The sequence below is a fragment of the Streptomyces venezuelae ATCC 10712 genome (assembly GCF_008639165.1).
In the GTDB taxonomy this organism is placed as follows: domain Bacteria; phylum Actinomycetota; class Actinomycetes; order Streptomycetales; family Streptomycetaceae; genus Streptomyces; species Streptomyces venezuelae.
The window spans coordinates 1399887-1420448 of sequence record NZ_CP029197.1; the positions used below are offsets into that span (position 1 = coordinate 1399887).

Sequence of the window (20562 nt, forward strand, 5' to 3'; positions counted from 1 at the left end):
GTCAGGCGCCGCGCGCGTCGGCCTGTCCGGAGCGCACGAAGGCGCCGCCCTTCCAACGCCAGCTGACCTGCTCCTTCTCGTCGGGGCAGCAGCTGGGGACGTCGGGGGACGAGTAGCCGAGCAGGGTGGCGTGGACCGCTCCGTCGCGTACGGCGAGTCCGGTGACGTTCTGCAGTCGGCCGGGTTCGACGAGGGTGGCCACCACGCGCGCGGGGTCGCCGTCTCCCTTGCCCCGGGTGAGGACGTAGACGCCGCTCGGCGGGGTGCCGGAGCCCGCTTCGCAGTGCACGACCGCAACGGTCTCGGGGTTCCCGTCCCCGTCGAGGTCTCCGGTGGCCCGTCCGGCGATCGTGACGGCGCCTCCCCCGCAGTCCAGCGGGTAGCCGGCTCCGGTGGCCTCGGGGGCGGGTGCGGGGCGCGGGGCGGCGGCCGGGCCGGCGGTGGCTCCGGCGGGGCCGGGCTGGAACAGGCCCGCGAGGGCGACGACCGCGGCGGTCGCGGTGGCGGTGGCCAGCCAGTGGCCCGCCCGGGCGTGGGTGTGTGCGAGGTCCGCGAGGTCCGGGGCGGCGGAGGGCTGCACGCGAGACGTCTCCTGTGGGGGTGGTGCGGCGGGTCTCCGGCATCGTGCCACACGTCACAGGGGGACGGAACAGCCGGGTCGGCCCCGGCGTCACGGCGAGTACCCGAACGACACCCGCCGCCAAGCGTCACGGCCCGTACCGCGCGACGCGCATCCACCGGACGTGAGGGCGCACCTGAAGGCGCCGAACATGAGGGCGCCGCCGCCCAGTTCCCCGCGTGGGCGGGCAACTGGGCGGCGGCGTGCCGTGGATGTCGGGACGTCAGCCCTTGTTGGGGCCTTCGTAGTCCTCGCCGTAGGCGCCCTTGGCGGGGCGGCGGCGGCGCATCGGGGGCTCGACGCCGTCCGCGAGGCGGCGGGCGGTGACGAGGAAGCCGGTGTGACCGATCATGCGGTGATCGGGGCGGACGGCGAGGCCCTCGACGTGCCAGTTGCGGATCATGGATTCCCAGGGCTGCGGCTCGGCGTAGCAGCCGAACTCGCGGATGGACTCCACGGTGCGGGCGAGCTGGGTGGTGGTCGCCACGTAGCAGCAGAGGATGCCGCCGGGGACGAGCGCCTTGGAGACGGCCTCCAGGCACTCCCAGGGGGCGAGCATGTCGAGGATGACGCGGTCGACGTCGGTGTCGGACAGGTTGTCCTGGAGGTCGCCGACGGTCAGCTGCCACGCGGGGTGCGGGCCGCCGAAGTAGCGCTCGACGTTGCCCTTCGCGATCTCGGCGAAGTCCTCGCGGCGCTCGTAGGAGTGCAGCATGCCGCTGTCTCCGATGGCGCGCAGGAGGAAGCTGCTCAGCGACCCCGAGCCCACTCCGGCTTCCACGACGCGGGCGCCGGGGAAGATGTCGGCGAAGGCCAGGATCTGCCCCGCGTCCTTGGGGTAGACCACGGCGGCGCCGCGGGGCATGGACAGGACGTAGTCGGGGAGCAGGGGGCGCAGCGCGAGGTAGGCGACGTTTCCGGTGGTGCGGACAACGCTGCCCTCGGGGGCGCCGATCAGTTCGTCGTGCGGGAAAGAACCCTTGTGGGTGTGGAAGTTCTTTCCCTCTTCGAGCGTGAACGTGTAGTGACGGCCCTTGGGGTCGGTCAGCTGAACCTGGTCCCCGACCTTGAAGGGCCCGCGTCGGCGGGCGGCACCGGTCGGTTCGGACATGTGACCAGAGTACCGGGGTTACGAACCGGGTCGTGCCATGGCCTGCACGAAGGCCCGCTCGACGTCGGTGGTGGAGAGTACGCCGTAGATCTCGCCGGTGTCCTCGACGACGAGGTACTCGGTGGCCGGGCTGGCGCGCAGGTGGTCGAGGAGGGGCTGGCCGGTGAGTTCGGCGGGGACGCGCATGCCGTCGGAGAGGTCCTGGGCGAGGGTGCTGACGGCGACCCAGGGCCGGCGGTGCTGGGGGACGGCGGCGATGGCGGCCTCGCGGACGATGCCGGTGGGGTCGCCGTGGCCGTCGACGAGGACGAGCGCGCGGGCGCCGGCCTCGTTGGCCCGGCGGAGGGCCTCGGAGAGCGGGGTGGTGGGTTCGACGGGGATGGCGCGGCGGGTGAGGCTGCGGGCGCGGAGCTCGGGGAGGTGTTCGCGCAGCCGGGCCATGCGGAGGCTGTTGCCGGCGCCGGTCCAGATGATGGCGGCGAGGATCGCGGCGAGCAGGGCGTCGGTGACGGTGTCGAGGCCGCTGATGTCCTCGGTGGAGTTGCCCAGGAGACCGGTGCGGGTGAGCAGGGGCAGGCCGACGAGGACGAGGACGGCGAGGGCGCGGCCGACCCAGGCGGCGGCGACGGTGCCGCTCATGGGCTTGCCGGTGATCTTCCAGACGACGGCGCGGAGCATGCGGCCGCCGTCGAGCGGGAGCCCGGGCAGCAGGTTGAAGATCGCGACGATGAGGTTGGAGATCATCAGGCCGGCGAGGAGGACGCCGGGGACGGTGCCGGGCTCGACGGCGTACAGGGAGAGGTAGAACAGGCCTGCCAGGACGAGGGAGAGCAGCGGGCCGACGAAGGCGAGGACGAATTCGCGGCCGGGGGTCTCGGTCTCCTTCTCGATCTCGGAGACGCCGCCGAAGAACTGGAGCTGGATGCGGCGCACCGGGAGCTTGAAGCGGAGCGCGGCGAGGGTGTGGGCCAGTTCGTGGACGAGTACGGAGGCGTAGAAGGCGACGGCGAAGAAGAGGGAGACGAGGTACCGGGCGGCGCCGAGGTCGGGCAGGACGCGCTCGATCTGGTCGCCGAAGACCCAGGTGATGAGGGCGGCGACGAGGAACCAGCTGGGGGCGACGTAGACGGGCACGCCGAAGGGGCGGCCCATGAGGATGCCGCCGCCGGGCTCCTCGGTCCGCTGCGGCTTGGGCTCGTCCTGGTTCACGGGTTCCTTTCGTCGCGAGGTGTGACCCACGTCGGTGCGTCACGGTTCGATCATGCAGTGCGACGGGGTCCCAGGTCGATGGTATTCCGCTCGCTGTCGGTGGCGGGTCGTAGGGTCTTCGTCATGAGTACGAGCGAGCAGGTGCCGGCGGAGCCCCGGGCGCCCATGTCGTTGTCGCCCTCGCGGGCGAGCGATTTCATGCAGTGTCCGCTGCTGTACCGGTTCCGGGTGATCGACCGGCTGCCGGAGAAGCCGAGCGAGGCGGCGACCCGGGGCACGCTGGTGCACGCGGTGCTTGAGCGGCTCTTCGACGATCCGGCGGCGGAGCGGACGGCGCCGCGGGCCCGGGCGATGGTGCCGGGCCAGTGGGAGCGGCTGCTGGAGACGAAGCCGGAGCTGGGGCAGCTGTTCGCCGAGGACCCGGAGGGGCAGCGGCTGGCGGGCTGGCTGGGTGAGGCGGAGCGGCTGGTCGAGCGGTGGTTCTCGCTGGAGGACCCGACCCGCCTCGAGCCCGCGGAGCGGGAGCTGTTCGTGGAGACGGAGCTGGATTCGGGGCTGCGGCTGCGCGGGGTGATCGACCGGATCGACGTGGCGCCCTCGGGTGACGTGCGGATCGTCGACTACAAGACGGGCAAGGCGCCCCGGCCGGAGTACCGGGACGGCGCGCTGTTCCAGATGACGTTCTACGCGCTGGTGGTGTGGCGGCTGCGGCGGGTGATCCCGCGGCGGCTGCAGCTGGTGTACCTGGGCAGCGGGGAGGTGCTGACGTACGACCCGGTGGAGGCGGATCTGCGGCGGGTCGAGCGGAAGCTGCTCGCGCTGTGGGACGCGATCCGGACGGCGACGGAGACGGGCGACTGGCGGCCGCGGCCGACGAAGCTGTGCGGTTGGTGCGACCATCAGGCGGTCTGTCCGGAGTTCGGCGGGACTCCCCCGGTGTATCCGTTGAAGATCGTTTCCGCGCGCCCGCCGGAGTCGGGCGAATCAGGGCAGGGCAGAATGGACCTGGCCCCGCCGGCGCCGTAGCGCCGGCGACCTCGTGCTCAGTCCCGTGAAGGAGCCCTTGTGACGATCCGCGTCCTCTTGGTCGACGATCAGCCGCTGTTGCGCACCGGCTTCCGGATGATTCTGGAGGCGGAGCAGGACATCGCGGTGGTGGGTGAGGCCGGGGACGGTCTCCAGGCACAGGACCAGGTGCGCGCGCTCCAGCCGGACGTGGTGCTGATGGACATCCGGATGCCGCGGATGGACGGGGTCGAGGCGACCCGGCAGATCACGGGTCCGGGGCGGGACGGTCCGGCGAAGGTGCTGGTGCTGACCACGTTCGATCTCGACGAGTACGTGGTGGAGGCGCTGCGGGCGGGGGCGAGCGGCTTCCTCCTGAAGGACGCCCCGGCGAACGAGCTGGTGCAGGCGATCCGGGTGGTGGCGGCCGGTGAGGCGATGCTGGCGCCGTCGATCACGCGCCGGCTGCTCGACAAGTACTCGGCGCACCTGCCGACGGGCGAGGAGCAGGTTCCGGACACCCTGAGCACCTTGACGGACCGTGAGGTCGAGGTGCTGAAGCTGGTGGCGCGGGGTCTGTCGAACGCGGAGATCGCGGCGGACCTGTTCGTCAGCGAGACGACGGTGAAGACGCACGTGGGTCATGTGCTGACGAAGCTGGGGCTGCGGGACCGGGTGCAGGCCGCGGTGTACGCGTACGAGAGCGGTCTGGTGCGCCCCGGCGCGAACGGGCAGTAGCGGGGCGGGCGGTACGGGAAGAGAGCGAGAGGGGCCCGGCGGGTGACGCCGGGCCCCTCTGCTCGTGCTGCCGGGGGTGTCAGCCCTTGCGGATCTCCCAGAAGCGGAAGACGGTCGAGGAGTCGAGGGTCCATTCGAGGCCGGTGACGTCGTCGCGGGCGACGGCGTACTGCTTGCCCTGCCAGAGCGGCAGCAGCGGGAGCTCGTCGGCGACGAGGTCCTGGAGCTTGCCGTACTCGTCGGCGGTGGCGGCGCGGTCGGGGGCGGCGGCGGTCTTGGGGAGGATGCTGCCGGTGATGGTGGCGTTCTCGTAGTGGTTGCCGAGGACGTTGCCCTTGCCGAAGAAGGGGGCGGTGAAGTTGTCGGCATCGGGGTAGTCGGGGACCCAGCCCTTGACGTAGACGCCGTACTTGCCGGCCGCGATGTCCTTCTCGTACTGGTCGTAGGCGACGGACTTGACGTCCGCCTCGAAGAGGCCGCTGGCGTTGAGCTGCCCGGCGATGGCCTTGAGCTCCTGGTCGGTGGAGGGGCCGTAGCGGCTGGGGGTGGACCAGAGGGTGAGCTTCACCTTGTCGGTGATGCCGGCCGAGCGCAGCGCCTTCTTGGCCTTGGCCTTGTCGGGGGTGCCGTAGGTGTCGAAGAAGGCGGTGTTGTGTCCGGCGATGCCGGCCGGGACGATCGAGTACAGCGGCGTGGCCGTCGACTTGTAGACGCCTTCGACGAGGGCCTCGCGGTCGACGAGGTGGGCGATGGCCTGGCGGACGCCGAGCTTGCCGACGACCGGGTCCTTCATGTTGAAGACCAGGTGCTGGACCTCGGCGCTGCTGCCCTGGGTGACCTCGATGCCCTTGTCGTCGGTGGTGTCGGAGGTTTCGAGGGTGGCGATGTCCTCGGCGGAGAGGCCTCGGTAGGCCACGTCTATCTCGCCGGCGGTGAGGGCCTTGGCGAGGGCCGAGCGGTCGCCGCGGTAGAGCTTGAGGGTGACGGCGTCGTTCTTGGGCCGTGCGGTGCCCCGGTAGCCGGAGTTGGCCGAGAAGGTGGCCTCGGACTCGCTGAGGGAGTCCAGCTTGTAGGGGCCGGAGCCGGTGGCCTTGCCGTCGGTGCGCAGGGCGTCGGCGGGGTATTCACGGTGGTCGACGATGGAGCCGGCACCGGAGGCGATCTTGCTGGGGAAGGTGGCGTCGGGGACCGTGAGGCGGAAGACGACGGTCTTCTCGTCGGGGGTCTCGATGCTCTTGATGGTGGAGAGCAGCGGCGCGGGGCCGGAGGGGTCGGCGATCTTGAGGGCGCGCTCGAAGGAGAACTTGACGTCCTCCGAGGTGAGCTTGTTGCCGTTGGAGAAGGTGAGGCCGTCCCGGAGGGTGCAGGTGTAGACGGTGCTGCCGCCGGAGAAGCCGCACTTGTCGGCGGCCTCGGGCTCGGGCTGGGAGCCGCCCTTGGGGAAGGCGAGCAGGGACTGGAAGACGTTGTTGAACAGCAGCCAGGAGCCGGGGTCGTAGCCGGCCGCCGGGTCGGCGCTGAGGATCTCGTCGGACATGCCGACGCGCACGCCGTTGCCCGAGCCGCCGGAGCCGCCCTGCTCGGTGCCGCAGCCGCTGAGGAGGGCGGCGGACAGGCCCGCGGCGAGGGGGGCGGTCAGCCACTTGTTGTGCGTCTTCACAGAACTGCCTCGTGATCTCTTGTCAGGCCGGCCGCGCGCGGGTGCGCGGCCGGTGTAACCGATCCAGTCGACGGGTTATGCGGTGCCGCGGCCCAGTTCCCAGAGGAGGAGGTCGGAGGACGTGTTGAGGGCGTACTCGACTCCGTTGAGGTCGTCGCGGGCGGCGACGTACTGCTTGCCCTGCCACAGGGGCAGGACGGGCACGTCCTCGGCGACGATCTTCTGGATCTGGTTGTAGACGGGGCTTGCGGCGGTGCGGTCGGCCTGGCGGCGCGAGCGCGGGATGAGCTGGTCGCGGACGACCTTGTTCACGTACGGGGTGTTGAGGAAGTTGTCGCTGTCGAGGAACGGCGCGATGTAGTTGTCCGGGTCCGGGAAGTCCGGGAACCAGCCGAGGCCGTAGACGGCGTAGTCGCCCCGCTTCTGGGCGGTGCGGAAGGTCGACCACTCGGCGCCCTTGACGGTGGCGTCGAAGAGCCCGCTGGCGACGAGCTGCTTCTTGAGCGCCTCGAACTCCTGGGCGGTCTCGGAGCCGTAGTGGTCGGTGGTGTAGTTCAGGGTCACCTTGACCGGGGTCTTGACGCCGGCGTCCTTGAGGAGCTTCGCGGCGCGGGTGGCGTCGGGCTCGCCGTACTCGTCGAAGAAGGGGGTGGCGTGGCCGGTGATGCTGGAGGGGATCAGCGAGTACAGCGGCTCGGCGGTGGGGCCGTAGACCAGGTTGACGAGGGCGCCGCGGTCGACGACGGCGGCCATGGCCTTGCGGACGGCCTTCTCCTGGACGGCGGGGGCCTTGGTGTTGAAGCCGAGGTAGCGGATCTCCAGGCCGGGGACCTCGACGACCTCGATGCCGTCCTTGGGCGTCTCGGTGAGGTCCTTGATCTGCTGGCGGGACAGCGAGCGGGCCATCATGTCGATGTCGTCGCTCTCCAGGGCCTTGCCCATGGCGTCCGCGTCGGCGTAGGGGCGCAGTTCGACCTTGTCGTTGCGCAGGGTGATGTCGCCCTTGTAGGACGGGTTCTTGCTGAAGACGAAGCGGGTGGCCTTGTCGCCCTCGCGCTCGACCTTCATGGTGTACGGGCCGGAGCCGTCGACGTCGAAGCCGTCGCGGAGCTTCCCGGCCTCGTACTTGTCCTTGCTGAGGATGCCGGCGACCGGGGTGGAGAGCTTGTACGGGAAGGTGGCGTCGGGGGTCTTCAGGTGGAAGACGATCTCGTCGGTGCCCTTGGTCTCGACGGTGTCGATGTTCGCGAGGAGGGCGGCGGTGCCGTTGTCCGACTTGATCTTCAGGACGCGCTCGATGGAGTACTTGACGTCCTCGGCGGTGATCGCGGTGCCGTCGGCGAAGGTGAGGCCGGAGCGGAGCTTGCAGCGGTAGCTCTCGCTCGCCTTGTCGGAGAATCCGCAGCTCTGGGCGGCCTCGGGGACGGGCTCGCCGCCGTCGCGGGGCACGTGCATCAGGGTCTGGACGGTCTGCCGCAGGATGTTCCAGGCGCCGGTGTCGTAGGCGAAGGCCGGGTCGAGCGGGGCGGGGGCGTCCGCGGTGGCGATGAACTGGTCCGTGGTGCCGACGACGATCGCTCCGCTCTCCTCCGAACCACCGCAGGCGGCGAGCAGAGGGGCGAGCAGTCCGGCCACGGCCGGCAGCACCAGGGTCTTGCGGTTCATCAGGGACGATCTCCTCATCCGGCACTGGGATACAGCGGTCAGTGGAACTCCGCCGCCGGCCGCCCGGTCGGGGCGGGAGCGATCGGGCCGGATGTTGCGATCGGTCCTGTGGTCACGGCGACTTGGGTGTGCGCCGGTGCACGCGGTTATACGGCGAAGTACTCGCGAAAGATTAGTGGGCGGCGCCGCTATTGCCGGACCGGGGTGGGCCGTGGGGGTAATCGCACAGTGATCATGAATGCGGGGGCTTCGATAGTCATGCGCCGGAGGATGCGGACGGCGACGAGCGAATCGGGACACAAGGGTGCGCCGAAACCTGCCGTTTCGGACAGGGGAAACGATCAGGCCACCCACCGGCGGGCACTCTGCGTGACCAAGGTCACGCGGTGACCTTTTCGGTGAATGACCTGATCGTTTTCCCGCGGCGAAAGCGGATTACCGAGGGGAACCCTCAGATAAACCTCAGATGCCGGTGATCAGCGTGCGCAGGAAGGGCACGTCGACCTCTTCGAGGGATCTGACCACGACCCGGCCCGGGGAGGGCGCGATGGGCGCGACGGAGGGCACCGCGACGACCCGGCAGCCCGCCGCCTCCGCGGCCGCCACTCCGGTCGCCGTGTCCTCGACGACGGCGCAGAGCGCCGGGTCGGCCCCGACCCCGCGGGCGGCCGTCAGATACGGCTCGGGGTGCGGCTTGGTCCGGCCGACCTCGTCCCCGGCGACGGTGAGCGCGAAGCGGTCACGGCCGACCGATTCGAGGACCCGGTCGATGATCCGCCGGTGCGAGGCGGAGACCAGCGCGGTCGGGATGTCGTGGCGCGCCAGCTCGGTGAGGAGCCGCTCGGCGCCCGGCATCATCGGCACGCCGCGCGCGATGCGCTGCTCGAACTTCTCGTTGAGCAGGACGGTCAGTTCGGCGAGGGTGATGTCGGCGCCGGTGGACTCGATCAGGTAGCCCGCGCTGCGGGTCATGGGGCCGCCGACGACGACGTCCCGCCAGGCCTCGTCCAGCCGGTGTCCGAGGTCGGCGAAGACCTCGACCTCCGCGTCCCACCAGAACCCCTCCGTGTCGACGAGGGTCCCGTCCATGTCGAGGAAGACCGCCTGCAGGGCGGAGCTGCCGTTCGTACGGAACAGGGACGCGGGGACCGTACTGGTCATCCGGCACACCTCCATGGGGACGAGAAGGCCGGCCCCCTCCCCGGTACGGGGAGGAAGACCGGCCTGCACTGGACCGACAAGTGTACGTCCCGATCAACGCCGACGCGTGGATTTACCTCCGGTCGGTCACCGTGCGTTGAAGTACTTCGCCTCGGGGTGATGGATCACGATGGCGTCGGTGGACTGCTCGGGGTGGAGCTGGAACTCCTCCGAGAGGTGCACGCCGATCCGCTCCGGACGCAGCAGCTCCGCGATCTTCGCGCGGTCCTCCAGGTCGGGGCAGGCGCCGTAGCCGAGGGAGAAGCGCGCGCCGCGGTACTTGAGGTCGAACATGTCGGCCACGTTCTCCGGGTCCTCGCCCGCGAAGCCCAGCTCGGCGCGGACGCGCGCGTGCCAGTACTCGGCGAGGGCCTCGGCCAGCTGCACGGAGAGACCGTGCAGCTCCAGGTAGTCGCGGTAGGAGTCGGACTCGAAGAGCTTGGCCGTGGCCTCGCCGATCTTCGAGCCGACGGTGACGACCTGGAGGCCCACGACGTCGGTCTCGCCGGACTCCTCCGGGCGGAAGAAGTCCGCGAGGCAGAGCCGGCGGCCGCGGCGCTGGCGCGGGAAGGTGAAGCGGGTCCGCTCGTGGCCGGCCTCGTCGAGGATGATCAGGTCGTCGCCCTTGGAGACACAGGGGAAGTAGCCGTGGACGACGGCCGCCTCCAGGAGGTTCTCCGTGTGGAGCTTGTCCAGCCAGCCGCGCAGCCGCGGCCGTCCCTCGGTCTCGACCAGTTCCTCGTACGCCGGTCCGTCGCCGGCCCGGTTCTGCTTGAGGCCCCACTGGCCCTTGAACAGGGCGCCCTCGTCGAGCCAGGACGCGTAGTCCTTCAGCGGGATGCCCTTGACGACCCGGGTGCCCCAGAACGGCGGGGTCGGCACCGGGTTGTCGACGGCCACGTCGGAGCGGCCGGCGGGCTCCGGCTCGTCGACCTGGAGCGCGGCGGCGTCCTTCTTGGCGACCCGGCGCTGCTTGAGCTCGGGGAGTACGGCTCCGGGGACGCCGCGCTTGACGCCGATGAGGGCGTCCATGAGGCGCAGGCCCTCGAAGGCGTCGCGGGCGTAGCGGACTTCGCCCTGGTAGATCTCGTGCAGGTCCTGTTCGACGTACGCCCTGGTCAGGGCGGCGCCGCCGAGGATCACGGGGTACTTGGCGGCCAGCTCGCGCTGGTTGAGCTCCTCCAGGTTCTCCTTCATGATCACGGTGGACTTCACGAGGAGGCCGGACATGCCGATGACGTCGGCCTTGTGCTCCTCGGCGGCTTCCAGGATCGCGGAGACCGGCTGCTTGATGCCGATGTTGACGACGTTGTAGCCGTTGTTGGAGAGGATGATGTCGACGAGGTTCTTGCCGATGTCGTGGACGTCGCCGCGGACGGTGGCGAGCACGATCGTGCCCTTCCCGTCGGCGTCCGACTTCTCCATGTGCGGTTCCAGGTAGGCGACCGCCGTCTTCATCACCTCGGCGGACTGGAGCACGAACGGCAGCTGCATCTGACCGGAGCCGAACAGCTCGCCGACCGTCTTCATGCCGTCGAGGAGGATGTTGTTGACGATGTCGAGGGCCGGCGTGGTGGTCAGGGCCTCGTCGAGGTCCGCCTCAAGACCGTTCTTCTCACCGTCGACGATCCGGCGCTTCAGCCGCTCGTCCAGGGGCAGGGCGAGCAGCTCCTCCGCCTTGCCTGCCTTCAGGGACTTGGTGGTGGCGCCCTCGAAGAGAGCCATCAGCTTCTGCAGCGGGTCATAGGCCGGCTCGTCGCCCTGCTGGGGGCGCCGCCGGTCGTAGATCAGGTCGAGGGCGGTGGTGACCTGCTCCTCGTCGAAGCGGGCGATCGGCAGGATCTTCGAGGCGTGCACGATCGCCGAGTCGAGGCCGGCCTTGACGCACTCGTCGAGGAAGACGGAGTTGAGGAGGATGCGGGCGGCCGGGTTGAGGCCGAAGGAGATGTTGGAGAGACCGAGCGTGGTCTGGACGTCGGGGCGGCGGCGCTTCAGCTCGCGGATCGCCTCGATCGTGGCGATGCCGTCCTTCCGCGACTCCTCCTGACCGGTACAGATGGTGAAGGTGAGGGTGTCGATGAGGATGTCCGACTCGAGGATGCCCCAGTTGCCGGTGAGGTCCTCGATGAGCCGTTCGGCGATGGCGACCTTGTGCTCGGCCGTCCGGGCCTGGCCCTCCTCGTCGATGGTGAGGGCGATGAGGGCCGCGCCGTGCTCCTGGGCCAGTCGGGTGACCTTGGCGAAGCGGGACTCGGGGCCGTCGCCGTCCTCGTAGTTGACGGAGTTGATGACGGCCCGGCCGCCGAGCTTCTCCAGGCCGGCGCGCAGCACGTCGACCTCGGTGGAGTCGAGGACGATGGGCAGGGTGGAGGCGGTCGCGAAGCGGCCGGCCAGCTCCTGCATGTCGGCGACGCCGTCACGGCCCACGTAGTCGACGCACAGGTCGAGCATGTGCGCGCCCTCGCGGATCTGGTCGCGCGCCATCTCGACGCAGTCGTCCCAGCGGGCCTCCAGCATCGCCTCGCGGAACTTCTTGGAGCCGTTGGCGTTGGTGCGCTCGCCGATCGCCATGTACGCGGTGTCCTGGCGGAACGGCACGGTCTGGTAGAGCGAGGCGGCGCCCGGCTCGGGGCGCGGGTCGCGGACGGCCGGGGCGAGGCCCTGGACGCGCTCGACGACCTGGCGCAGGTGCTCGGGGGTGGAGCCGCAGCAGCCGCCGATCAGGGACAGGCCGTAGTCGCGGACGAAGTTCTCCTGCGCGTCGGCCATCTCGGGCGGCGTCAGCGGGAAGTACGCGCCGTCCTTGGTGAGCACGGGCAGGCCGGCGTTGGGCATGCACATGAGCGGCGTACGGGAGTGGCGGGCGAGGTAGCGCAGGTGCTCGCTCATCTCGGCCGGGCCGGTGGAGCAGTTCAGGCCGATCAGGTCGATGCCCAGGGGTTCGAGGGCGGTCAGCGCGGCGCCGATCTCGGAGCCGAGGAGCATGACGCCGGTGGTCTCGAAGGCGAGCGAGCAGATCAGCGGCACGTCCACGCCGAGGGCGTCCATGGCGCGGCGGGCGCCGATGAGGCTCGACTTGGTCTGCAGCAGGTCCTGGGTGGTCTCGACGATCAGGGCGTCGGCGCCGCCGGCGAGCAGGCCCTCGGCGTTCTGCTGGTAGCCGTCGCGGAGCACGTCGTACGCGATGTGGCCGAGCGAGGGCAGCTTGGTGCCGGGGCCGATCGAGCCGAGGACCCAGCGCTGGCGGCCGTCGGCGGCGGCGAACTCGTCGGCGACCTCGCGGGCGATCCGGGCGCCCGCCTCGGAGAGCTCGAAGATGCGGTCCGCAATCTCGTACTCGCCGGCCGCCGAGTGGTTGGAGCCGAAGGTGTTGGTCTCGACGCAGTCGACGCCGGCCTCGAAGTACTCCTGGTGCACCGAGCGCACGATGTCGGGCCGGGTGACGTTCAGGATCTCGTTGCAGCCTTCGAGGTTCTGGAAGTCCTCGAGGGTGGGGTCCTGTGCCTGGAGCATGGTGCCCATGGCGCCGTCGGCGACGACGACTCGACTGGCGAGTGCTTCGCGGAGCGCCGCGACGCGGTTGCGGCTGTCAGCGGAAGGGGTCGGCAACGAGGCCATGGATGAGCTCCCTGGGATGCGACGGCTGTCGGCTTTGCACCTTCGGAGGAGGGTGCACGGGCTCAGCGTAACCGCGCCGTGGCCGGGGTGGACAAGGTGTCCCACAGGCCGGACGGCATCCTGTGTGCGGGGACTCCCGGTTCTGCCCTTTCTTGACCGACACTGTCATGTGTCATCCAAGGTCGGCATCGACCGATAGTGTTCAGCATTGTCGAACAACGTGAGAGGGAGAAGGGCCGGGCGATGGCGAAGAACATCCAGTCGCTTGAACGAGCGGCGGCCATGCTGCGACTGCTCGCGGGCGGCGAGCGCCGGCTCGGCCTGTCCGACATCGCGTCCTCGCTCGGACTCGCCAAGGGCACCGCCCACGGCATCCTGCGCACCCTCCAGGCGGAGGGCTTCGTGGAGCAGGAGCCGGCCTCCGGGCGCTACCAGCTCGGCGCGGAGCTGCTGCGCCTCGGCAACAGCTATCTGGACGTGCACGAGCTGCGGGCGCGGGCGCTGGTCTGGACGGACGACCTGGCCCGGTCGAGCGGCGAGAGCGTGCACCTGGGGGTGCTGCACCAGCAGGGCGTGCTGATCGTGCACCACGTCTTCCGGCCCGACGACAGCCGCCAGGTGCTGGAGGTGGGGGCCATGCAGCCGCTGCACTCCACAGCCCTCGGCAAGGTCCTGTCGGCGTACGACCCGGTGGCGCACAGCGAGGTCGTGGAGGTCGAGCGGGAGGCGTTCACGCCGCGGACGACGACGGTCCTGACGGACTTCGAGTCGCTGCTCGACATGACGCGCGCCCGGGGCTGGGCGGCGGACGTGGAGGAGACCTGGGAGGGCGTGGCCTCGGTGGCGGCACCGATCCACGACCGGCGGCGGATGCCGGTGGGCGCGGTGGCGGTCACGGGCGCCGTGGAGCGGCTCTGCCCCTCCGGGGAGCTCCGCCCCGAGCTGGTGGCGGCGGTGCGGGACTGCGCCCGCGCCGTGTCCCGGGATCTGGGGGCCGGGCGCTTCTGAGCCTCCCGGCGCGCCGCCGCCCGTACGACCGAACCCGCTGGTAACGATCCCGTTATCGGCGGGTTTTTCGCATCCCGGACCCTTGACGCGCTGTGAAGCCGGGGGCAAAACTTCCGTTCACCGGTCGGCATTGCCGAACACTTAACGGCAATACACGCTAGAGTGTGGCAGTGCCAAGGGCCGGTAACGCCCTCACACGAGGGTGCGGACCACCGGAGGGACCCGGGGTTCGCCTTCCCCTGGACGAAGGACAAAGGAGTCGCGGGTGTCCAGCTCCGACATCTTCCTCGGCGAGACCATCGGTACCGCCGTTCTCATTCTGCTCGGCGGCGGTGTGTGCGCCGCCGTCACGCTCAAGGGCTCCAAGGCCCGCAACGCGGGCTGGCTCGCGATCACCTTCGGGTGGGGCTTCGCCGTCATGACGGCCGTCTACATGACGGCTTCCCTCTCCGGCGCCCATCTGAACCCCGCCGTCACGGTCGGCATCGCGATCAAGGACGGGGAGTGGGGCGACGTCCCCGTCTACATCGCCGGCCAGATGCTCGGCGCGATGATCGGCGCGGCGCTGGTCTGGGTGGCCTACTACGGCCAGTTCCAGGCGCACCTCGCCGACCCCGAGGCCTCGGGCAAGAAGCCGATCGAGGGCCCCGGCCCGGTGCTCGGCATCTTCTCCACCGGCCCCGAGATCAGGAACACCTGGCAGAACCTGGCCACCGAGATCATCGGCACCGTCGTGCTCGTCCTGGCCGTGCTCACCCAGGGCCTCAACGACAGCGGCAAGGGACTCGGCGTCATAGGCGCCCTGATCACCGCGTTCGTCGTGGTCTCCATCGGCCTCTCGCTCGGCGGCCCGACCGGCTACGCGATCAACCCGGCCCGTGACCTCGGCCCGCGCATCGTGCACGCCCTGCTCCCGCTGAAGCACAAGGGCGGCTCCGACTGGAGCTACGCCTGGATCCCGGTCGCCGGACCGCTGATCGGCGGCGCCATCGCCGCGGGTATCTACAACATCGCGTTCGCCTGAGCCGTCCTTCTTCCAGACCTCCCTTGGAGCACACCGTGACCGACGCACACACCTCCGGCCCGTTCATCGCGGCCATCGACCAGGGCACCACCTCCTCCCGCTGCATCGTCTTCGACAAGGACGGCCGGATCGTCTCGGTCGACCAGAAGGAGCACGAGCAGATCTTCCCGAAGCCGGGCTGGGTCGAGCACGACGCCGCCGAGATCTGGGCCAACGTCCAGGAGGTCGTCGCCGGCGCCCTGGCGAAGGGCGGCATCGCCGCCGCCGACGTCAAGGCCATCGGCATCACCAACCAGCGCGAGACCACCCTGCTCTGGGACAAGAACACCGGTGAGCCCGTCCACAACGCCCTCGTCTGGCAGGACACCCGCACCGACGCCCTCTGCAAGGAGCTCGGCCGCAACGTCGGCCAGGACCGCTTCCGGCGCGAGACCGGCCTGCCGCTGGCGAGCTACTTCGCCGGCCCGAAGATCCGCTGGATGCTCGACAACGTCGAGGGCCTGCGGGAGCGCGCCGAGGCCGGCGACATCCTCTTCGGCACCATGGACTCGTGGGTCATCTGGAACCTCACCGGTGGCACCGACGGCGGCGTGCACGTCACCGACGTCACCAACGCCTCGCGCACCATGCTGATGAACCTCCACACCCTGGCCTGGGACGAGAAGATCGCGGAGTCGATGGGGGTCCCCCTCAACGTCCTCCCCGAGATCCGGTCCTCCGCCGAGGTCTACGGCCACGTCAAGAACGGCGTCCTCGCCGGCGTCCCGGTCGCCTCGGCGCTCGGTGACCAGCAGGCCGCGCTGTTCGGCCAGACCTGCTTCGCCGAGGGCGAGGCCAAGTCCACGTACGGCACCGGCACCTTCATGCTGATGAACACCGGTGACAAGATCATCAACTCCTACAGCGGCCTGCTGACCACGGTCGGCTACCAGATCGGCGACCAGAAGCCGGTCTACGCCCTGGAGGGCTCGATCGCCGTCACCGGCTCGCTGGTGCAGTGGATGCGCGACCAGATGGGCCTCATCAAGTCCGCCGCCGAGATCGAGACGCTCGCGTCCTCGGTCGAGGACAACGGCGGCGCCTACTTCGTGCCGGCCTTCTCCGGCCTGTTCGCCCCGTACTGGCGCTCCGACGCCCGCGGTGTGATCGCCGGCCTCACCCGCTACGTCACCAAGGCGCACATCGCCCGTGCCGTCCTGGAGGCCACCGCCTGGCAGACCCGCGAGATCACCGACGCCATGACGAAGGACTCCGGCGTCGAGCTGACCGCGCTCAAGGTCGACGGCGGCATGACCTCCAACAACCTGCTGATGCAGACCCTCTCGGACTTCCTCGACGCGCCGGTCGTGCGCCCGATGGTCGCCGAGACCACCTGCCTCGGTGCCGCCTATGCCGCCGGCCTGGCCGTCGGCTTCTGGCCGGACACCGACGCCCTGCGCGCCAACTGGCGCCGCGCGGCGGAATGGACCCCTCGCATGGACGCCGGCAGGCGTGACAGCGAGTACAAGAGCTGGCTCAAGGCCGTGGAACGGTCCATGGGCTGGCTGGATGACGCATCCGAGGAGTAAGACACATGACCACCCTGCAGAGCGTCCCTGCCCTCGGGACGCACCCGGCGTCCGGCTCCCTCCCGAGCCGCGCCGAGACCCGGGAACAGCTTTCCAAGGCGACGTACGACCTCCTGGTGATCGGCGGCGGCATCCTGGGCATCTCCACCGCCTGGCACGCCGCGCAGTCGGGCCTGCGGGTGGCCCTGGTGGACGCCGGCGACTTCGCCGGCGCCACCTCCTCCGCCTCCTCCAAGCTCCTCCACGGCGGCCTGCGCTACCTGCAGACCGGCGCGGTGAAGCTGGTCGCGGAGAACCACTTCGAGCGGCGTGCGGTCTCCCGTCAGGTGGCACCGCACCTCGCCAACCCCCTCACCTTCTACCTGCCCGTCTACAAGGGCGGCCCGCACGGCGCGGCCAAGCTCGGCGCCGGCGTCTTCGCGTACTCCGCCCTCTCGGCCTTCGGCGACGGGGTCGGGCACCTGCTCTCCCCCGCCAAGGCCGCGCAGGACGTGCCGGAGCTGCGCACCGACAACCTCAAGGCCGTGGCCGTCTACGGCGACGACCAGATGAACGACGCCCGCATGGCGCTGATGACGGTCCGCGCGGCGGTCGACGCCGGTGCCACCGTCCTCAACCACGCCGAGGTCACCGGGCTCCGCTTCACCCGCGGCCGGGTCACCGGTGCCGAGCTCAAGGACCGCACCAGCGGCGACGAGTTCGGCGTCACCGCCCGTCTCGTGCTCAACGCGACCGGCCCGTGGGTCGACCACCTGCGCAAGATGGAGGACCCCAACGCGGCCCCCTCCATCCGCCTCTCCAAGGGCGCGCACCTGGTCCTCAAGCGGACCTCCCCGTGGAAGGCGGCGCTCGCCACCCCGATCGACAAGTACCGCATCACCTTCGCCCTCCCCTGGGAGGACATGCTGCTGCTCGGCACCACCGACGAGGAGTACGAGGGCGACCCCGGCCAGGTCGAGGTCACCGAGAAGGACACCGCCCAGATCCTGGACGAGGCCGCCTTCTCCATCCGCGACCAGCAGCTCTCCCGCGACCTCATCACCTACGCCTTCGCCGGTCTGCGGGTGCTCCCGGGCGGTCCCGGCGACACCTCGAAGGCCAAGCGCGAGACGGTCGTCACCGAGGGCCGCGGCGGCATGCTGTCGGTGGCCGGCGGCAAGTGGACGACCTTCCGCCACATCGGCCGTACGGTCATGAAGAAGCTGGAGCAGCTGCCCGGCCACCCGCTGGGCGAGGACTACGAGCCGGTGTCGACGCTGCCCAAGCGCCTCCCGCTGCCCGGCATCGCCAACCCGAACGCGGTCGCGCACCGGCTGCTCGTCGACGGTCCCGCGCCCGGCCCGCGGATGGCCGCCGACACCGCCAAGCACCTGGCGACGCACTACGGGTCGCTCTCCTTCGACATCGCCCGCATGGCGAACGAGAACCCGGAGCTCGCCCGGCGGATACACCCGGACGCGCCGGAGATCTGGGCGCAGGTCGCCTACGCCCGCGACCACGAGTGGGCCGAGACGGCGGACGACGTGCTGCGCCGCCGCACGACCCTCACCATCCGCGGCCTGGCCACGGACGAGATCCGCGCGGACGTCGAGCGGATGCTGAAGAAGTAACTCCCCCGGCTTCAGGGACGGTTCAGGGGCGGCTCCTCCTCGGAGGGCCGCCCCTGAGGCGTGCCACACGCCGTCCACACCGCAGCAACACTCCGCGCGCAGAGTGGAACGCATGAAGTTTCAGGTGCTCTCGATCGTCCCTCACTCCCCGCACCCGCTCACCGGCGAACTCCCCTCCGCCGCCGACCGGCTGGAGCAGGTCGTCGCGCTCGGCGAGACCGCGGAGCGGCTCGGCTTCGACGCCTACGCGGTCGGCGAGCGGCACGCCGGCCCGTTCCTCTCCTCCGCCCCCACCGTGCTGCTCGCCGCGCTGGCCGCCCGCACCCGCCGGATCAGGCTGCTCACCGGTGTCACCGTGGTCGCGATCCTCGACCCGGTCCGGGTCGCCGAGGACTACGCGACCCTCGACCAGCTCTCCCGCGGCCGGCTCGAACTCGTCGTCGGCAAGGGCGCGGAGGCCGGCCACTTCGACCTCTTCGGCCTTGACGAGGAGCGGCAGTGGGACCTCCAGCGGGAGAAGTACGAGCTGCTCCGCCGGCTGTGGCGGGAGGAGGGCGTCGACTGGGAGGGCGAGTTCCGGCCCCCGCTGAAGAACGTCACCACGGTGCCGCGCCCGTACGCCGGACCGCCCCGGATCTGGCACGGCTCGGCCACCAGCCTCAACTCCCCCGAACTCGCGGCGAAGCACGGCGATCCGCTGTTCACCGCCAACGCGATCCAGCCCCGCGAGGCGTACGCGAAGCTCATCGCCCACTACCGGGAGAAGTTCGAGGAGTACGGGCACGACCCGGCGCACGCGCGCGTGGCGGCCGGTTCCGGCGGCCTGCTCATCGCCGACACCGCCGAGGAGGCGGTCACCCGCTACAAGGACCTGTACGAGGCGAAGGTACGGCAGAGCTTCCGGCCCCAGCTGGCGGGAAAGGCCGGTTACAACACCCCGTTCCGGACCATCGAGGAGGCGGTCGCGGACGGCCCGCAGCTGATCGGTTCGCCGCAGCAGATCATCGACAAGATCCTCGGGTACCACGCCCACTACGGGCACGACCTGCAGTCCGTCACCGTGGACGCCTTCGGCCAGTCCACCGCCGAGCAGACCGAGACGCTCCAGCGCTTCGCCGAGGAGATCGCACCGGTGGTCCGGAAGGAGGCGCCGAGCACGCTCTGGGAGGAGTGACCCCGCCGTGTGCGGAGGCGAGTTCCTGGGTAGTCGATCAAGGCCGCACGGGTTTTCGGGGACGTCCGGGGGCTGCGGACGGACCTGAGGAAAGCCGTAAGGTTGGTCCGTACGACAGGAACTTCGAAAAGGAGGCGCTGGGTGATCGAGCTCGAGGGGGTACCCGAGCTGATCGACCCGGTCATGGTGGCCGCGTTCGAAGGCTGGAACGACGCCGGCGACGCCGCCTCCACCGCGGTCGCCCATCTCGACCGGGAATGGAAGGGCGAGGTCTTCGCGGCGCTCGACGCCGAGGACTACTACGACTTCCAGGTCAACCGGCCGACGGTCTTCCTGGAGAACGGCGTCCGGAAGATCACCTGGCCGACGACCCGGCTGTCCGTGGTCCGAGTCGGCGGCGAGAAGCCCCGTGACCTGGTGCTGGTGCGCGGGATCGAACCGTCCATGCGCTGGCGCTCCTTCTGCAACGAGCTGCTCGCCTTCGCCCACGAGCTGGGCGTGGAGATGGTCGTGATCCTGGGCGCGCTGCTCGGGGACACCCCGCACACCCGGCCGGTGCCGGTCAGCGGCGTGACCTCCGATCCGGACCTGGCGCGCACGATGGACCTGGAGGAGACCCGGTACGAGGGCCCGACGGGCATCGTGGGCATCCTCCAGGAGGCGTGCACCCACGCGGGCGTGCCCGCGGTGAGCCTGTGGGCGGCGGTGCCGCACTACGTGTCGCAGCCGCCGAACCCGAAGGCGACCCTGGCGCTCCTCAACCGTCTCGAGGACCTGATCGGGCTGCGCATCCCGCTGGGCGAGCTGCCCGAGGACGCGCGGGCCTGGCAGGTGGGCGTGGACCAGCTGGCGGCCGAGGACAGCGAGGTCGCCGAGTACGTCCAGACCCTGGAGGAGGCCCGGGACACGGCGGAGCTGCCGGAGGCCTCGGGCGAGGCGATCGCCCGGGAGTTCGAGCGGTATCTGCGGCGGCGCGAGCCGGGCACGGGTCCGGGCGGGCCCGGGGTGGCGATGGAGGGCGGTGACACGGCGTTCCTGCGGGACCCGGGGAGCGGCCGTACGCGCCCGCCGAAGCCGGAGCAGCCGGGACCTGAGGCGGTGCCGGGCGCGGAGTCGGAGACCCCCGGGGACGCCGGGGAGCCGGACGCCCCGGAAGGCACGGAGGGCACGGAAGACACAGAAGGCACGGACGCTCCGGAGGGGGCGGCCGACGAGTCGCCGGGCACGGGGCCGGAGCCGGGCGCGGAGACAGAGCCGGAGCCGGAGCCGCGCGCGGACACGGAGCCCGGCGCGGACACGGAGCCCGGCGCGGACGGCGAGTCCGGGAAGTAGCGGCTCCGCGTCACCTGACGG

At 70.7% G+C, this 20562-nt stretch carries 15 protein-coding genes; 8 read left to right on the forward strand and 7 right to left on the reverse strand.

Annotation, left to right across the window (positions count from 1 at the left end; genetic code table 11):
* Nucleotide 1: 1 nt before the first annotated feature.
* From DEJ43_RS06135 to DEJ43_RS06145, 3 genes are all read right to left on the reverse strand, one after another.
* Nucleotides 2–580, reverse strand: a complete 579-nt coding sequence (locus tag DEJ43_RS06135; protein ID WP_015032447.1) for a hypothetical protein — start codon at nt 578–580, stop codon at nt 2–4.
* Between the two features lie 262 nt (nt 581–842).
* Entirely contained in the window at nt 843–1730 is an 888-nt protein-coding gene (locus DEJ43_RS06140; RefSeq protein ID WP_015032448.1) for a tRNA (adenine-N1)-methyltransferase, read from the reverse strand.
* 18 nt (nt 1731–1748) lie between these two features.
* Nucleotides 1749–2882, reverse strand: coding sequence for a site-2 protease family protein (locus tag DEJ43_RS06145; RefSeq protein WP_202491049.1), 1134 nt, complete (start codon nt 2880–2882; stop codon nt 1749–1751).
* Nucleotides 2883–3062: 180 nt separating this feature from the next.
* On the opposite strand from DEJ43_RS06145, the gene DEJ43_RS06150 reads away from it, so the two are divergent.
* Both DEJ43_RS06150 and DEJ43_RS06155 read left to right on the forward strand, forming a co-directional pair.
* Nucleotides 3063–3965, forward strand: a complete 903-nt coding sequence (locus tag DEJ43_RS06150) for a RecB family exonuclease (protein WP_223830928.1) — start codon at nt 3063–3065, stop codon at nt 3963–3965.
* 39 nt (nt 3966–4004) lie between these two features.
* Nucleotides 4005–4682 (forward strand): response regulator, encoded by a 678-nt coding sequence (locus DEJ43_RS06155; RefSeq protein WP_015032451.1) that lies wholly within the window; start codon nt 4005–4007, stop codon nt 4680–4682.
* 79 nt (nt 4683–4761) lie between these two features.
* On the opposite strand, the gene DEJ43_RS06160 is transcribed toward DEJ43_RS06155, so the two are convergent.
* From DEJ43_RS06160 to metH, 4 genes are all read right to left on the reverse strand, one after another.
* The gene (locus DEJ43_RS06160; RefSeq protein WP_015032452.1) at nt 4762–6342 is read right to left on the reverse strand and encodes an ABC transporter substrate-binding protein; all 1581 of its coding nucleotides are present in this window, start codon (nt 6340–6342) and stop codon (nt 4762–4764) included.
* Nucleotides 6343–6417: 75 nt separating this feature from the next.
* Nucleotides 6418–8007 carry an ABC transporter substrate-binding protein gene (locus tag DEJ43_RS06165; protein ID WP_015032453.1) on the reverse strand — a complete coding sequence of 530 codons (1590 nt, stop codon included), beginning with the start codon at nt 8005–8007 and terminating at the stop codon, nt 6418–6420.
* 462 nt (nt 8008–8469) lie between these two features.
* Nucleotides 8470–9168, reverse strand: a complete 699-nt coding sequence (locus tag DEJ43_RS06170; protein ID WP_015032454.1) for an HAD family hydrolase — start codon at nt 9166–9168, stop codon at nt 8470–8472.
* A gap of 126 nt (nt 9169–9294) precedes the next feature.
* On the reverse strand, nt 9295–12825 hold the full coding sequence (gene metH / locus DEJ43_RS06175; protein WP_015032455.1) for a methionine synthase: 3531 nt from the start codon (nt 12823–12825) through the stop codon (nt 9295–9297).
* Nucleotides 12826–13068: 243 nt separating this feature from the next.
* Between metH and DEJ43_RS06180 the strand changes: the two genes are divergently transcribed.
* From DEJ43_RS06180 to DEJ43_RS06205, 6 genes are all read left to right on the forward strand, one after another.
* The gene (locus tag DEJ43_RS06180; RefSeq protein ID WP_041662173.1) at nt 13069–13833 is read left to right on the forward strand and encodes an IclR family transcriptional regulator; all 765 of its coding nucleotides are present in this window, start codon (nt 13069–13071) and stop codon (nt 13831–13833) included.
* A 265-nt stretch (nt 13834–14098) separates the two neighbouring features.
* Nucleotides 14099–14857: an MIP/aquaporin family protein gene (locus DEJ43_RS06185; RefSeq protein ID WP_015032457.1), complete on the forward strand. Its 759-nt coding sequence runs from the start codon at nt 14099–14101 to the stop codon at nt 14855–14857.
* 35 nt (nt 14858–14892) lie between these two features.
* Nucleotides 14893–16425, forward strand: coding sequence for a glycerol kinase GlpK (gene glpK / locus DEJ43_RS06190; protein ID WP_015032458.1), 1533 nt, complete (start codon nt 14893–14895; stop codon nt 16423–16425).
* 5 nt (nt 16426–16430) lie between these two features.
* Nucleotides 16431–18035 (forward strand): glycerol-3-phosphate dehydrogenase/oxidase, encoded by a 1605-nt coding sequence (locus DEJ43_RS06195; protein ID WP_015032459.1) that lies wholly within the window; start codon nt 16431–16433, stop codon nt 18033–18035.
* A 112-nt stretch (nt 18036–18147) separates the two neighbouring features.
* Complete coding sequence (locus tag DEJ43_RS06200) at nt 18148–19209, forward strand: LLM class flavin-dependent oxidoreductase (protein WP_041662175.1); 1062 nt, start codon at nt 18148–18150, stop codon at nt 19207–19209.
* Nucleotides 19210–19350: 141 nt separating this feature from the next.
* The gene (locus DEJ43_RS06205) at nt 19351–20541 is read left to right on the forward strand and encodes a PAC2 family protein (protein ID WP_015032461.1); all 1191 of its coding nucleotides are present in this window, start codon (nt 19351–19353) and stop codon (nt 20539–20541) included.
* Nucleotides 20542–20562: the final 21 nt, after the last annotated feature.

Excerpts from the sequence above, each read along its gene's own strand:
- metH (WP_015032455.1), bottom strand. The coding sequence starts at position 12,825 with ATGGCCTCGTTGCCGACCCCTTCCGCTGACAGCCGCAACCGCGTCGCG.
- DEJ43_RS06165 (WP_015032453.1), bottom strand. The coding sequence starts at position 8,007 with ATGAACCGCAAGACCCTGGTGCTGCCGGCCGTGGCCGGACTGCTCGCC.
- DEJ43_RS06200 (WP_041662175.1), top strand. The coding sequence starts at position 18,148 with ATGAAGTTTCAGGTGCTCTCGATCGTCCCTCACTCCCCGCACCCGCTC.
- DEJ43_RS06170 (WP_015032454.1), bottom strand. The coding sequence starts at position 9,168 with ATGACCAGTACGGTCCCCGCGTCCCTGTTCCGTACGAACGGCAGCTCC.
- DEJ43_RS06140 (WP_015032448.1), bottom strand. The coding sequence starts at position 1,730 with ATGTCCGAACCGACCGGTGCCGCCCGCCGACGCGGGCCCTTCAAGGTC.
- DEJ43_RS06180 (WP_041662173.1), top strand. The coding sequence starts at position 13,069 with ATGGCGAAGAACATCCAGTCGCTTGAACGAGCGGCGGCCATGCTGCGA.
- DEJ43_RS06145 (WP_202491049.1), bottom strand. The coding sequence starts at position 2,882 with ATGGGCCGCCCCTTCGGCGTGCCCGTCTACGTCGCCCCCAGCTGGTTC.
- DEJ43_RS06195 (WP_015032459.1), top strand. The coding sequence starts at position 16,431 with ATGACCACCCTGCAGAGCGTCCCTGCCCTCGGGACGCACCCGGCGTCC.
- DEJ43_RS06150 (WP_223830928.1), top strand. The coding sequence starts at position 3,063 with ATGAGTACGAGCGAGCAGGTGCCGGCGGAGCCCCGGGCGCCCATGTCG.